Source organism: Halotia branconii CENA392 (genome assembly GCF_029953635.1).
In the GTDB taxonomy this organism is placed as follows: Bacteria; Cyanobacteriota; Cyanobacteriia; order Cyanobacteriales; family Nostocaceae; genus Halotia; species Halotia branconii.
On the sequence record NZ_CP124543.1, the window covers coordinates 1,867,375 to 1,881,313 of the forward strand.

8 protein-coding genes are annotated in these 13,939 nt (G+C 40.8%); 5 read left to right on the forward strand and 3 right to left on the reverse strand.

Going from position 1 to position 13,939, the window contains the following annotated elements:
- Window positions 1–351: 351 nt before the first annotated feature.
- Window positions 352–1,581 carry an FIST signal transduction protein gene (locus QI031_RS08270; protein ID WP_281484707.1) on the forward strand — a complete coding sequence of 410 codons (1,230 nt, stop codon included), beginning with the start codon at window positions 352–354 and terminating at the stop codon, window positions 1,579–1,581.
- On the opposite strand, the gene QI031_RS08275 is transcribed toward QI031_RS08270, so the two are convergent.
- Window positions 1,578–2,687 carry a metallophosphoesterase family protein gene (locus QI031_RS08275; protein WP_281484708.1) on the reverse strand — a complete coding sequence of 370 codons (1,110 nt, stop codon included), beginning with the start codon at window positions 2,685–2,687 and terminating at the stop codon, window positions 1,578–1,580. The genes QI031_RS08270 and QI031_RS08275 overlap by 4 nt on opposite strands.
- Window positions 2,688–2,848: 161 nt before the next feature.
- On the opposite strand from QI031_RS08275, the gene trmB reads away from it, so the two are divergent.
- Window positions 2,849–3,502 (forward strand): tRNA (guanosine(46)-N7)-methyltransferase TrmB, encoded by a 654-nt coding sequence (trmB, locus tag QI031_RS08280; protein ID WP_281484709.1) that lies wholly within the window; start codon window positions 2,849–2,851, stop codon window positions 3,500–3,502.
- 379 nt (window positions 3,503–3,881) lie between these two features.
- On the opposite strand, the gene QI031_RS08285 is transcribed toward trmB, so the two are convergent.
- Window positions 3,882–6,341, reverse strand: coding sequence for a VIT domain-containing protein (locus QI031_RS08285; protein WP_281484710.1), 2,460 nt, complete (start codon window positions 6,339–6,341; stop codon window positions 3,882–3,884).
- A gap of 304 nt (window positions 6,342–6,645) precedes the next feature.
- On the opposite strand from QI031_RS08285, the gene QI031_RS08290 reads away from it, so the two are divergent.
- Entirely contained in the window at window positions 6,646–6,990 is a 345-nt protein-coding gene (locus QI031_RS08290) for a hypothetical protein (RefSeq protein ID WP_281484711.1), read from the forward strand.
- Between the two features lie 378 nt (window positions 6,991–7,368).
- On the opposite strand, the gene QI031_RS08295 is transcribed toward QI031_RS08290, so the two are convergent.
- Window positions 7,369–7,812 carry a hypothetical protein gene (locus tag QI031_RS08295; RefSeq protein ID WP_281484712.1) on the reverse strand — a complete coding sequence of 148 codons (444 nt, stop codon included), beginning with the start codon at window positions 7,810–7,812 and terminating at the stop codon, window positions 7,369–7,371.
- Between the two features lie 335 nt (window positions 7,813–8,147).
- On the opposite strand from QI031_RS08295, the gene QI031_RS08300 reads away from it, so the two are divergent.
- A complete protein-coding gene (locus QI031_RS08300; RefSeq protein WP_281484713.1) occupies window positions 8,148–8,435 on the forward strand; it encodes a DUF2934 domain-containing protein in 288 nt (95 codons plus the stop codon).
- A gap of 1,185 nt (window positions 8,436–9,620) precedes the next feature.
- The gene (locus tag QI031_RS08305; protein WP_281484714.1) at window positions 9,621–13,856 is read left to right on the forward strand and encodes a DUF4912 domain-containing protein; all 4,236 of its coding nucleotides are present in this window, start codon (window positions 9,621–9,623) and stop codon (window positions 13,854–13,856) included.
- Window positions 13,857–13,939: the final 83 nt, after the last annotated feature.

Genomic DNA, 13,939 nt, shown 5'->3' on the forward strand with positions numbered 1-13,939 from the left:
TGAACACTGTTACAGCAACCTGCTGTATCTATACTGTAATTTTTGTTGATCTTTTAAGATTTTATAGAGTAAGTACTACGAAAGCGTAACTATACACTATATTTAGTGCATGTAGTAGGAAATCACAACCCTGTCTTCCTGAGATAGAGCAGTCAAAAGAGGCAGAGAGCTAGGGAAGAAGACTGAGACGGAGCTTGTACTCCCCCGCCCTCTGCTCCCTTCCCCTCTGCCTCTTCGGTGAATAAGGGAAGATACAATAAGGCTGGCACTAATCTATTGTGAGGATTTGACTCTTCTCCAGATCAAAAAATCAAAAACTATTAGCCAAAAATAGAAAAAAGCCCAAAACTCATGGCAGACCAAATGCAGTGGGCAAATGCCCTATCAACCCGTCCTTCTTTGGAAGCAGCAATAACAGATGTAGTCGAAAGAGCTGTTTCATCGTTAACAGCACCTGCGGATCTAGGGCTGCTGTTCATTTCGTCTGCTTTTGCCAGTGAGTATTCCCGGCTTTTACCCCTGCTGGCTGAACAGCTTTCAGTACCTGTAATTATTGGATGTAGTGGTGGTGGTGTAATTGGCACTACAGCTAAAGGGCAAACCCAAGAATTAGAAGCAGAAGCAGCCCTCAGCTTAACTTTAGCTCACCTGCCAGGGGTGAATGTGCAAGTTTTTCATGTTGTTGCCGAAGAATTACCTGATTTAGATAGTTCGCCAGATGCTTGGATTGATTTAATTGGTGTACCATCTTCACCAGTACCCCAGTTCATTTTGCTTTCTAGTGCCTTCTCTTCAGGAATCAATGAACTATTACAAGGATTAGATTTTGCTTATCCTGGCTCGGTGATTGTGGGGGGACAGGCTAGCGCTGGGGGTTTGGGTGGTCGGACTGCTTTATTTTGTAACGATCGCCTGTATCGTGAGGGAACAGTAGGCTTGGCTTTGACTGGCAATATTGTTTTAGAAACAATCGTAGCCCAAGGATGCCGACCAATCGGTCAACCGATGCAAATCACCAAAGCTGAACGCAATATCATCTTGGAATTAGATGAAAAAGTACCCCTAATGGTGCTACGAGATTTAATCTCTACCTTGAGTGAACAAGAACGAATGTTAGCACAGCATTCTCTGTTTGTGGGTGTGGCAATGGATGAGTTTAAACGTGCTTTGCAGCAGGGAGACTTTTTAATTCGTAGCATCCTAGGAGTAGATCCTACAGCAGGAGCGATCGCTATTGGTGATGTCGTTCGTCCCGGTCAACGTCTACAATTCCACTTGCGCGATGCTCAAGCCTCTGCTGAAGATTTGGAATTTCTTCTAGAACATTATCAAAATCAACAAGCTGCTGAACCCTCTGCTGTCGCTGCTTTAATGTTTTCCTGTGTAGGACGTGGCGAAGGACTGTACGGTAAACCCAATTTTGATTCTGAGCTATTTAGTCGCTATATCCAAGATATTCCCATTGGTGGTTTTTTCTGTGGTGGAGAAATCGGTCCTGTGGGTGGCAGTACATTTATACATGGTTACACTTCAGTATTTGGCATTTGTCGCCAAATTAGCGCTGAATTAGGGAACTCCTAAATCCTGTTTAACAGCAGAGTGCTATTGTTATCAATTAAAGTAGGTGTACCACTCTTAGCGATCGCACCATAAGTCTGAATATAGCGACGCACTTCTTGAGGAAAGTTGGGGTAGTCCATCAAAGCATCTCCATTAGCAATAGTTGACCAAAAGTCGCGCAAACTAGGAGCTAATTCTTTTGCCTGGGCTAATGGTAGATTTAAAGGATACTGAGTTAATAGCTTAACTAAAAAAGGAAAAGAGCGATCGCCCATCCATTGACGCGATAATTGTTGCAAGTCTGGAAAATCTGGTACTGATTCTACACGATGAGATAATATTTGTAACCATTCTCTACCGTGGTTATCCCGATGGAACTCTAAAATGCGGTAAGGATGGGGATAACTGACTAAAGAACCAGTAGTGATATCATATACATTTTCAAAACAAGCAACATCCTGAACATGCAAATGTCCTGTAAACACTAATTTGACTTGATAGCGCTGTAGGATTTGTAAAAGTTCAGATGCATTCTCCAACATATAGCGATTGCCTATGGGGTGGCGCGATTGCTGGGGTATATGCTCAACAACATTGTGATGTACCATTACTAATACTAATTCATCGGTAGCCGCTGCTAGTACCTCTTCTAACCAATTTAACTGTTTAGTGTCTAAGCGTCCTATTTGCTCGCCCTGCTGATTAAAAAAGTTAGAATTTAAACCAATTAGTCTAACTCCCGGCAATAATTGATGAGTATAGTAAATTTGCTGTGGATTTTCATAGCCAAACTGACTGTAATAATAGGGAAAATCTGCAAAAGCAATTGATTGTTGATTTGCCATTAAAACAGGAACATCATGATTTCCAGGAACAACATAAACTGGAAAAGGTAGCTGTGCTAATCGTTTTTGTAACCAAATGTGATTATCTGCTTCACCATGCTGAGTTAAATCTCCTGGAAGTAAGAGAAAATCTAAATCAAGTTGTGTTAAATGTTCTATTACACTTTCAAAAGCAGAAATACTAACTTCTACTAGATGAAAACGACTAGGATGATCCCAGATTGTGTGGGGAAGGGCAAGATGTAAGTCACTGACTATAGCAAAACGGAAATTTAATGACATTGATTTCAAGATAAATTGAAAAACAGGTTCTAAAAAAGCTCTTTTCCACAAAGTATAACCCTTACTTTGTCAAGCTGCCTCAAAATATTTATATAGCAATATTATTTGTAGGTTATTGAGAAATAATCATTAATTTTTGTCACTGATAAGGAGTATCAACTTTGGCCCCTGTGCGAGTTCGTCAACATGTTAATCCACTTGCCAAAAAGTATCAAACACCAGCGAGTCCTTTGGAGTGGGAAAAAATTTATGCCCAGCCAAACCAACCCCTACATCTAGATATTGGCTGCGCTAGAGGGCAGTTTTTATTGAATATGGCTACAATAGAACCCGACTGGAATTTTCTCGGTTTAGAAATTAGAGAATCACTGGTAATTGAAGCGAATAAGTTACGCTATGACTCTGGTTTGGCAAACCTGCAATATTTGTTTTGCAATGTCAATAATTCATTGCTATCACTTTTATCTTCACTACCTAGAGGAACTTTACAACGTGTTACTATTCAATTTCCCGATCCTTGGTTTAAAACCCGCCATGCTAAACGCCGTGTAGTGCAACCAGAATTAGTAGAAGAATTAGCTAATTATTTGACAGTTGGGGGGATTGTATTTTTGCAGTCAGATATAGAGTTTATCGCCGTAGAAATGCGCGATCGCTTTGCTGCTAACCCAGCTTTTCAAAGAGTTGGTACACAAGAATGGCTGGATGAAAATCCTTTACCAGTACCTACAGAACGAGAAATAACTACTCAAAAAAAAGGCGAACCTGTTTATCGTAATTTGTTTATAAAAGTGAACAATACCGATAAAAGATAATCGGCGTTGCTTAATTAGGATATGAAAATAAAAAATTAAGTATTCTCAACTCTTATTCTCTGCGACTCCCTTCGGGTTCACCAGTTGCCTGGGTCGGGCTAACCCTCCCGCAGTGAACCAGCGCTGCGGGAGGGTTAGCAAAGCGGGGCGTAGCCCGGCAAATTCATATTCTCAATCAGCAACGCCAGATAATCATTATTGTTTATTTATTAAGACTTACGTAATAACTCTCTGAAACTCCTATTTCTCTGTGTTCTCAGCGTCCTCTGCGGTTAGATTTTCCGTTACCTGTGCGTAAGTCCTGTTTATGAGTAAAGATTATTAACAGTTATCAGTGAACAGGAACTGATAACTGTTCATTGATTTAATTATCTGGCTATTATGATTGAATCTGAATTGTCAAGATAACTATACTGGTGAGCTTTTGCAGAGGTCGCCAAGTTAGAAGCGATCGCCTAATTATCTCAATTACCGTTTGTTCTTGACAAGTAGAAGCTTGTTCATCAAGTACTACTTGTTTTACTCGTCCTTTATTGACTTGAAATTCAAAGACCAAATTACCATTGAAACCTGTAGGTAGTTGAATAGATTGCAGATACTGAGTGAGTAGATAAATCAGCTGTTGATCTAACCCTGTCACACTCACAACTTGTAAACGCTGAACAGGAGACATTCGCGCCAACTCTGCATCTATTTCATCAGATTCAATCACTGAAGGTTTAAGCAATTCCAGATCATACTGATCAATCTCTGACAATCCGCTGCCTACATTCAAAGCTGGAGGATAAGCATCATCGATATAGAGAGATTGTCGCTGTATAATTAATGACTCTGTTTCTTTTGAAGGTGGCATTGCTTGAGCTGGAGATGGGGGAGACATCAAAGCTTGGGGAGGTTGGGCTAATCTCCTTTGGCGTACCCTTGCTCCCGCAGCAGGAGCAGCATAAACAGCGCCGCCGAAGATACCTTGATGGTTGATACCTTCTGGCATTTCTACAGGTACTTGCACAGAAACGGAACCTTGAGTTGAATCAACTCGAACATCATCACTGACGGCAACGAAGGCTGTATACTGCGATAAAAGTTGATAAGCGAGGGCTGTATTGGTTACTGCTTCGACACCTGACTTGGTTTCGCCACTCACCATCTGATTCATCAAATCTTTGATGCGGGAACGTCCCCACAGTTGGGCGATTGCTGGATTACCTGTGTTCTCAAAATTGAGGTCAAAAGTATGCTGATAACGTGTACCACCCGCAGCAATTCCTGTAATGTGCAGTTTACCATTGCGATCGCCTAGTTTGCGACCAAATAGCACTAACGGTTGTTCGGCAAATAAATCTGGTGGTGTGGAGGGATAGATGATTGGAGATTCGCCATCACCTTCCCATTGCAAGTTGATGTTTGCCAAAACAGGGTTATTAATTTGACGGAAGAATTTATCTACTACTTCATCGGTTGGTTCATCGTGGCGAATAATCCGCGCAATACCCCGCCCCAATTCAGCAATACGATTGAGTAAAAAACGATTCACCGAACTGCCTGCACCAAAGCTGTAGAGGCGGTTTCCAGCTTGGAGATGCTGTTTCACTTCTGAAAGAATTTGGTTTTCGTTGCCGATATAGCCATCGGTCAATAATACAATACTCCGCAAGCGTCCGGGGTCTGTGACTGGGAAATTTAAGACAGCGCGAATACCGCGTAACATTTCTGTACCACCGCTTGCATTTAATTTGTTGACGTAATTGATTGCTCGTGTACGATTTTGCGGTGTATTGGCAAGGGGAACAGGTGAGAGTTGCCTAGTTGTATTGGAGAAATCAATAATGCTGAAAGTATCATCAAGATTGAGTCCATTGATAAAGCGGCGCATCAATTCCTGACATTGCATCAGTGGCGCACCCATTTGAGAACCGGAGGTATCGATGAGAAATACCACATCTTTAGGAACAACTTGCTCTGGGCGATACTGGAGGGCAGGAATTAGATATAGTGCAAAATGTCCACCTCGTTCATCGGCTTGAGTGAGTACAGTTGCTTGGGTGGAATTATTTGCTACTTGATAGCGTAAAATCAAGTCTTTGTTGGGGATAGTATCTCCACCTCCCAATTTAACTAGCACTACCTGTCCTTTATATGTAATCTGGATTTGATGAGAAGGTGATTGTATATCCTGAATCTCTACTCCTGCGTCAATTTCTACCGTCACATTAATATCATGACGGGAGCGAGTACCCATTGGTAAGATAGGTGCATTCAACCGAGAAGCATCCGGTACTAAATCGGTATCTTGATTTTGCATCATGGGTGCATCAGCCGAGCCATAGCCTGTTGTATCTTCCTCAATGGTTGTCCCTGGAATGTAACGGGGGCCAACCACCATCGGAAAAACAAATTCGTAATTCCCGCCGTCAAATTTGAGGCTTTCGGTGTAGCGAATAATCACATCGATTTGCTCACCGGGTTTGATATTCGCCAGGGATTGGGTAAAAATGTTGTCCCGTTCTTGTTCTAGCAGTCCAGCGGTACGTCCTTGTTGCTTGGCTTGCTCGTATATTTGTTGAGCTTCCTGGCGTTTTTTGATACTGCCTTGAATAGTGCGATCGCCAATCCGAATCAGCATATCATCAACAGCCGCCTCATCTGGTAAGGGAAAAATATAGACGGCTTCTAAGGTTGTGGTAAATGGATTTTCAAAGCTTTGGGTAACTTCCACCCGCGAGATATTACCTGCTATTTTGGCTTGTACTTCGGTGTGTTTAAGAGGGAAAGCGATTTGTTCTTGGCTAGGAGTTTGAACATATAAGCCACCAGCTTGGCGTTCTAGAGTCTGAGTCATTTTAGTAACCTCACGCTGTTGTTTTATGTCTCTAGCGTAGGTTGGTTTATTTGGCAGATATGCTCAGTTTTGTGTTCAGTCAATGCTCAATGGTTGGTTCAATTATAAATTGAGTAGGACTTACGCACGTTTTACCAATTCTTGGCGTTCTTGGTGTCTTGGCGGTAGCCTCCGGCAAGCCGCTTTGCGTTTACAATAAATTGAGCTTTTTAGCCGTTTTTAAGTAAGTCCTGTCGAGAACAAACTATAATCTATACTACGTTTCATAAATTATTTTATTTAAAGGCAAAATTTGGAAAATAACATGATTTTAAAAGATATTAAAGAGAAATTATTTTCCGTCATTAAAGTAATATCCGTAGTGGTGATCACAAGTGCAATAGGCTTAGAAATATGGTATATACAAACATTAACAATTAACAATTATATACCTATTGCTTTAAATCCAGTTTTGATAATTGCTCATTTGGCATTGTCAGCTCATTTATTTGAAGGAATAATTGCAGCTTGTTTTGCACCTGCGAAAAATCATCAGCCAATCCAATATGGAATTTATACTTTTTTTGTAGGTACAATTGGTTTATTAGAATTATTTGAAAATCAGTTCCAAAACCCTAACTTATCTAATAAGTCGGAATCTAAACCATAGATTTTATTTTAAACTCGCCCAAAGCATCAACCGCAGGACTGCTATTTGTAGACAAACCCCTTCAATGTGTAGATTAGACAAAAACCAGCACGATGCTTTGTTGACAGATGCATATACATCTAGAGCTACTTTATAAAGATTTTGGTAGGACGATTCTCGTTCTGAGACACTTCGTTTTGCGATCGCATTGAGCATCAGAAACAGCAGCAAAACTACTAAACTGCTAGATAAAGGGATATTCTATTATTAAGAGTAGAGGCGAAGGCGATCGCAGATTATTTTAAAATGCTCTAGCTTGTCGCTTGCTAATTATCATCAATGAGTATCAGCTAACTGAATTTATTTACAAATAATACAAGAGTGCAGCTCAGGTAAACTTCAATCCATAATATTCGTTGGCATTTGCGAATCAACAGTGTTATCAGAAACTATGGGGCGGCTACCATCTATATTTAGATTATCTTTAACTTGAAAATTACTCTTAACGATTGGACGTTGACCGTCTATGTCAAGAACGTCTTCTACCTCTAGATCATTAGGATCGATTGGACGTTGACCGTCTACGGCTAACATCTCATGATCTTGAAAATCGCTCTCAGCAATCGGGCGTTGACCATCTATATCAATTGTTTGGTCACAATGATTTTCATCCTTCACAATTGGACGCTGACCATCTATATCCATTGTTTTCTTAATTTGAATGTTACTTGGATCAACTGGACGCTGACCATCTACATTAATTGTTTTAGTTGTTTGCATTAGTTCGTTAGAAGATGACTCAGAACCCATATCAGTTTCACTAACTCCTATATACTGACCCAAATTATTTGTAGTACAATCAAGTTTATTTGTGTTATCCATGTTTTGCATTATTATTCCAGGTAATTAAGATTGGGTAATATACGATTTTTTTAATAAATTCTTTGATTGTAGGATTTTTAATAAGTTTACTAAAGTAAAATCCAAAAATCTTCTACCACAGCACATAATATATATCTAACTTCAGAGCGATTGACAATCTCTCAATCAATACAACTCGATAACCTTTACTAAGTTATAATTTAAGATTTGTAATTTTATATTTATTTTTTTCACACTTTATCCCATCGACTTAGCCAAATACAAAGATTTTGCATTTATATCAGTAGTAAAAAGATATGCCTTATGACCTTATTTTATGTCCAGGGCAAAATTGCCCAATAAAACAAAATTGTTACCGTTTTACAGCCGAAATTCTGGGTCGTCAGGATTTTTTAGTAGAAGCCCCCTATAGTTTTATTACTAATTCTTGTGAACATTTTATTAGTAACCGTCCAGATGAAAATAAAATTCGTATAAAAGCTTATGAAATCTGGCAAAACATGGGTTATCCAAGTGGTAAGTCTGTAGAACATTGGCTTCAAGCTGAAAAGGAATTAGTAGAGTTAAAAACTCAACTTTATTAAATAATTTAATCTTCGGAATTTAATAGGACTTACGCAAGAACTCTCTGAAACTCTTATTTCTCTGTGTTCTCTGCGTCGCGCCAGTTGCTACCCTGCGGGAAGCCGCAGAAGCGTCTACAAGTCGGCAAAGCCGCCCGCAGCGCTGTCTCCCCAACGCACTGGCTTCTGTGCGGTTTAATTTTCCGTTACTGGTGCGTAAGTTCTGTTTAAGTAGAACGGCTGGAGAAAAACCAAACTATCTTAATAAGGTAAATTAGATTCAGTGCTATATTCCTTTAAAATGTTATAAAAATCGCATTTTTGTGTAAACTTTTTAACTCTCTTTTTCAGTATGATCTCACTTTCTCGCGTTGCTTTCGTAGAAACCCTCAATCATTTTAAGATATAAAAGTTACCCTGTACCTGGAATTAACGTGAGTTCGACGGCTCTAAAAGACCCCACTTCCATTTTTCTCCCCCACGGTAGGAGAGGCTTTAAAATCTTGATTTTTTCGTACAAAATTTGAAAAATTTCTGTCCCTCTCCGCGTCAAAGAGGCGTTGGTAAGAGGTTCATTGAACTCACGTTAAATTAATAAAAAATTATTATTCTTCTTAATTTTTAATTCAAAAAAGGTCATTGCTTCAATAAGTCAATGTCAATAATTATCATTGAGATAAAGCAGGGGGAAACACTTCGGCTTACTTCGACTATGGTTCCTAAGCGACTTGCCTTGAGTTTATCCTGAGCGTAGCCGAAGGGCGCAGTCGAAAGGAGTCGAAGGACGCTCAGTACAAGTCGCTCATTGACCAGGGGCAAAGGAAGAAAGAGTTTGAGCCTTATTTACTTTTATTTACATAGTTTGATTTTATTTCACCGACTTACTTAGTATGTCAGCGAAAATATAGCAGGTGGAACCTAATCAATTGTTTAGTTAGAGCTAGATTCCACAACAGCCGAAACCTGTGATTTTTGTAAACAGGATGAGAAGTCTGGTTTCTAATTTAATGTAATGCTACTATTACCAGACCTAGATTATAAAAACTCTTGGGAATATCTCGACGATTTGGGCTGAAGTTTTCCAATTCCCCCAACTCTGACTAGAGTAAAAGTTAACACCAGATGTATAATTAGCGCGTCTACTCCTTCATAAAAAAATCAAGTTTAGGGTTGGCCGGCTTTCTGTACCTGTAATAAGGAGCATGTGTGGCAACAAGAAAAAAAGAAAATGCAATAGTCAGTCTGGCATTATTGCTTGCCTTAGCTACTACCCCTATGGCAGCAAATCTCTTCGTGTCGGCACAAGTGCTGTCTCAATCTCCTACTGACACTCCCTCTTTTTCATTGCCAGAAACAGTGGAAAATGGAACTACGGTGCGGATTGACGGTTCAAATAGTTTGGCTGCAATCAACCAAAGCCTCAAACAAAGTTTTGAAAAACAGTTTTCTGGCACGAGGGTAGAAGTTGCGGCTAACGGTACTGATGCTGCACTCCAAGCTTTGCTAGATGGAAAAATTGATGTAGCAGCAATTGGTCGTGGTTTGACTCCAGAAGAAAAAGCACAAGGTTTAGAGCAAGTCCGTTTATACCGAGAAAAGATTGCAATTATCGTTGGTACAGAAAATCCTTTTAAAGGAAACTTGACCGATAGGCAATTTGCAAGGATTTTTCGAGGAAGAATTACAAATTGGTCACAATTAGGAGAATCTAACGGTAAAATTCGGTTAATTGATCGTCCAACCACAAGCGGTATCCGCGAAGCACTGAGTAACTATCCAGTTTTCCGAGCTGCTAAATTTGCTACAGGTTCGACTGCAACCCAATTAACAGAAGATAACACCGCAGAAATTGTCAAACAATTGGGCGATGATGGCATCAGCTATGCACTAGCTAATCAGGTGTCAAAACTGCCAGATGTGCGGGTGCTGCGGTTACATCAAACCTTGCCAGACAATCCTAAATATCCCTTTTCGCAGCCATTAGTTTATGTTTACAAGAAAGACCCTAGTCCAGCTATAGCTAGTTTTCTTGGATTTACACTGGCACAGCCAGGAAAACAGGCTATAGAAGAAGCTAGAGCCGCTGAAGCAAATGCGATCGCTACTGCTAATTCTGCCCCTATTGCAGAGGCTACGCCTACGGAGACTGCCACACCAAATGCTGAAGTTATCCCTACTGACCAGCAACCTGCTGTACCTCCTGCGGCAAATAATCCAATTGCCAAAGGACAAATACCAGTTTGGTGGTTGCTGTTACCTTTGGCTCTTATGGGTGGATTGCTAGCATGGTTACTTAGAAGTGGTTTATCTGGTGCTAGAGAAACAAACAACACCCTAGAATCAACTCCCAATACACCTACTGCTAACCCGGCGATCGCCGCAGAAATTCCCCCTAACTCGAACGTTGAAGATACAACCCCTAATGTATCCAACACATCAGAAAATGCTGTTTTAGCAGCAGCAACTGGAGCCGCTATTGGCTCTACAGTTGCTAACGAAAGCTTTGATCAAGGAACTAAAGAAACTGCTAATTTAAATAAATATGCGGGAATTACTCCTTATGAACTTGATGAATCCCCTTGGGATATAGAAGCACCAGCAGCGGTTGTAAATACTTCATATCCAACTATTGCAGATGTTTCCCCAGTTACACCGAATGTAGAGTTACCCACCACAGAAGTTACTGATGTTCCACCAGTAATATCTAATGAGGAAAATCCGGAAACTTCAACTCCTGAAGATTTGACAACAGAACAACCAGTAACAGGAACAGGAGCAAATGTCTGGTCTACCATCAAAGTAACTCCTGACACTCCAGAAGCCAACACTACTGCTGAACAAGATTTCAATGCATCTTACGAAGTAATATCCGACTTAGAATGGCCAACAGAGGTATTTTCCAATGTAACTTCTGATCAACCAGTAGTATCTGAAGAAATCAGTTCTACTGGGGAACAATCTTTAGATGAAACAAGCGAATTAATAGTAGATGAAGAATCGCCAGAGCAAGAAGTCACAACCTCACTTTTTGAATTACCAGACATTCCCGAAGAGACGCTGAACGTAGTCGCAGACGAAGCTGAACTTACCAACAATGAAACAATCTCTTATCTGCCAGAAGAGATAGAAGATCCTACCCAAAGCGGTCTAGCAGATTTTGTCAACGGTGCAGCTTTAACAGGAGTAGGAATTGGGGCATGGGCTAGTATTTATGGTATTCAGAACATCGCTGAATCTGATACACAAACTCATGCCAATGAAAATATACTTACAGGAAGCGATACAGCTTTTAATTTGCTGCACGCAGACACAGAAAGCAGTATTATCCTGACACCCCGGACTTTTGAGTGGGCTGATGCATCGTGGCGTGTTTCGGAAATTCATAAACAAGTGTTGCGGGATACTGGCTCAAAATTAGCACTGCGGTTATACGATGTGAGTGATATTGACTTGAGTTATCAAAGTCCCTCTCTAGTGCAGCAGTATGAATGCGAAGAATTTACAGATGGTCTGTCTGTACCGATTCCCATAAGCGATCGCAATTACATGGCTGAACTGGGTTATGTGGCTGATAACAATAACTGGGTAATATTAGCTACTTCAGAAATTGTGCGTGTTTTTAGTTTGCCCCATCCAGAGACCATTGTAGAAAATACTTTAGTAGGAAGTACAACAGCTGTTAACGGGCTGCACGCAGATACAGAAAGTAGGATCATGCTTACAGTTCATACTCCTGAACGGGCTGATATATCGTGGCAGATTTCGGAAACTCAAAAGCAAGTATTGCATGATGCTGGTTTGCAGTTAGCATTACGACTGTGTGATGTCACGGACATTGACTTAAGTTATCAAAGTCCCTCTTTAGTACAGCAGTATGAATGCGAAGAATTTACAGACAATTGCTCCGTGCCGATTCCTGCAAGCGATCGCAATTATATGGCTGAACTGGGTTATGTCACTGATGGTCATAACTGGTTAACACTGGCAACTTCCGAGATTGTACGTGTCTTTGATTTGCCTCATTCAGAGACTACGGTAGAAAATACTTTTGTAGGAAGTACAACAACTGTTAACGGGCTGCACGCAGATACAGAAAGTAGTATCATGCTTACAGTTCATACTCCTGAGTGGGCTGATGTATCGTGGCGGATTTCAAAAGCTCACAAGCAAGCACTACAAGATGCTGGTTTGCAGTTAGCACTGCGGTTGTGTGATGTCACGGACATTGATTTGAGTTATCAAAGTCCTTCTCTAGTACAGCAGTATGAATGCGAGGAACCTACAGACGGTCTCTCTGTGCCGATTTTGACAAGCGATCGCAATTACATGGCTGAACTGGGTTATGTCACTGATGGTCATAACTGGTTAACACTGGCAACTTCCGAGATTGTACGTGTCTTTGGTTTGCCTCATCCAGAGACTACGGGAGAAAATGGTTTATTAGGAAATATAGCAGCTGTTAATGGGTTGCAAGCAGATACAAAAAGTAGTGTTATTCTTACACCTCAAACTTTTGAGTGGGCTGGTGTGTCGTGGCGCGTTTCAAAAGCTCATGAACAAGCGCTGCACAATGCTGGTGTACAATTAGCTCTGCGGCTGTATGATGTCAGTGAAATTGACTTGAGTTATCAAAGTCCCATCTTAGTACAGCAGTACGAATGTGAAGCATTCACAGATGACCGCTACGTAGCAATTCCGACAAGCGATCGCAATTACATGACTGAATTAGGTTATGTGAATGTTAGCAATGATTGGGTAAAAATAGCAACTTCAGAAATTGTGCGTATCTTCAGTGTGCCTGATGAAAATACTCAAGATACTACAACAGAGAATACTGTAACAGGAGACATAACAGCTTCTAACTCCATCAATGCAGATGAGCAAAGCAGTATTGTCCTCACACCTCGCACTCCTAAATGGGCTTATGTTTGTTGGCAAATGTCTGAAACTCATAAACAAGCGCTGCACAATGCTAGCATCTCACAATTAGCCCTGCGGCTGTATGACGTAACTGACATTGACTTGAGTTATCAAAGTCCTATTTTAGTGCAGCAGTATGAATGTGAAGAAGCAACACATGATCGCTACGTGGCTATTCCCATCAGCGATCATGACTATATCACTGAACTAGGCTATATCACCGAAGGCGATCGTTGGGTAATGATCGCTCGTTCAACTACCGTTCGTGTCTTCAATCGTCCTTATGGAGATTTCTGGTTTGTGGCGGATGCTGAGTTGATTATTCACGGTGCAACAAAGCCAGGAGCAACTGTGACTGTTGCGGGTAATCCTCTCACACTAAAATCCGATGGTACTTTCCACTTACGTATTCCTTTTTCGGATAACTTAATTGAGTATCTGATTACAGCAGCAGATGCTAATGGCGCTCAAACGAAAACCATTCATAAGAAGTTCTTCCAGGAAACTCCAGAGGATGAGTGATTAGTTTTAAGTTACAAAAATTAGGAGCCAGTTTTGATGCGGGGCTATCTTGCAAAGCCCCGCAAGCTGGAAGTCTAAACAAC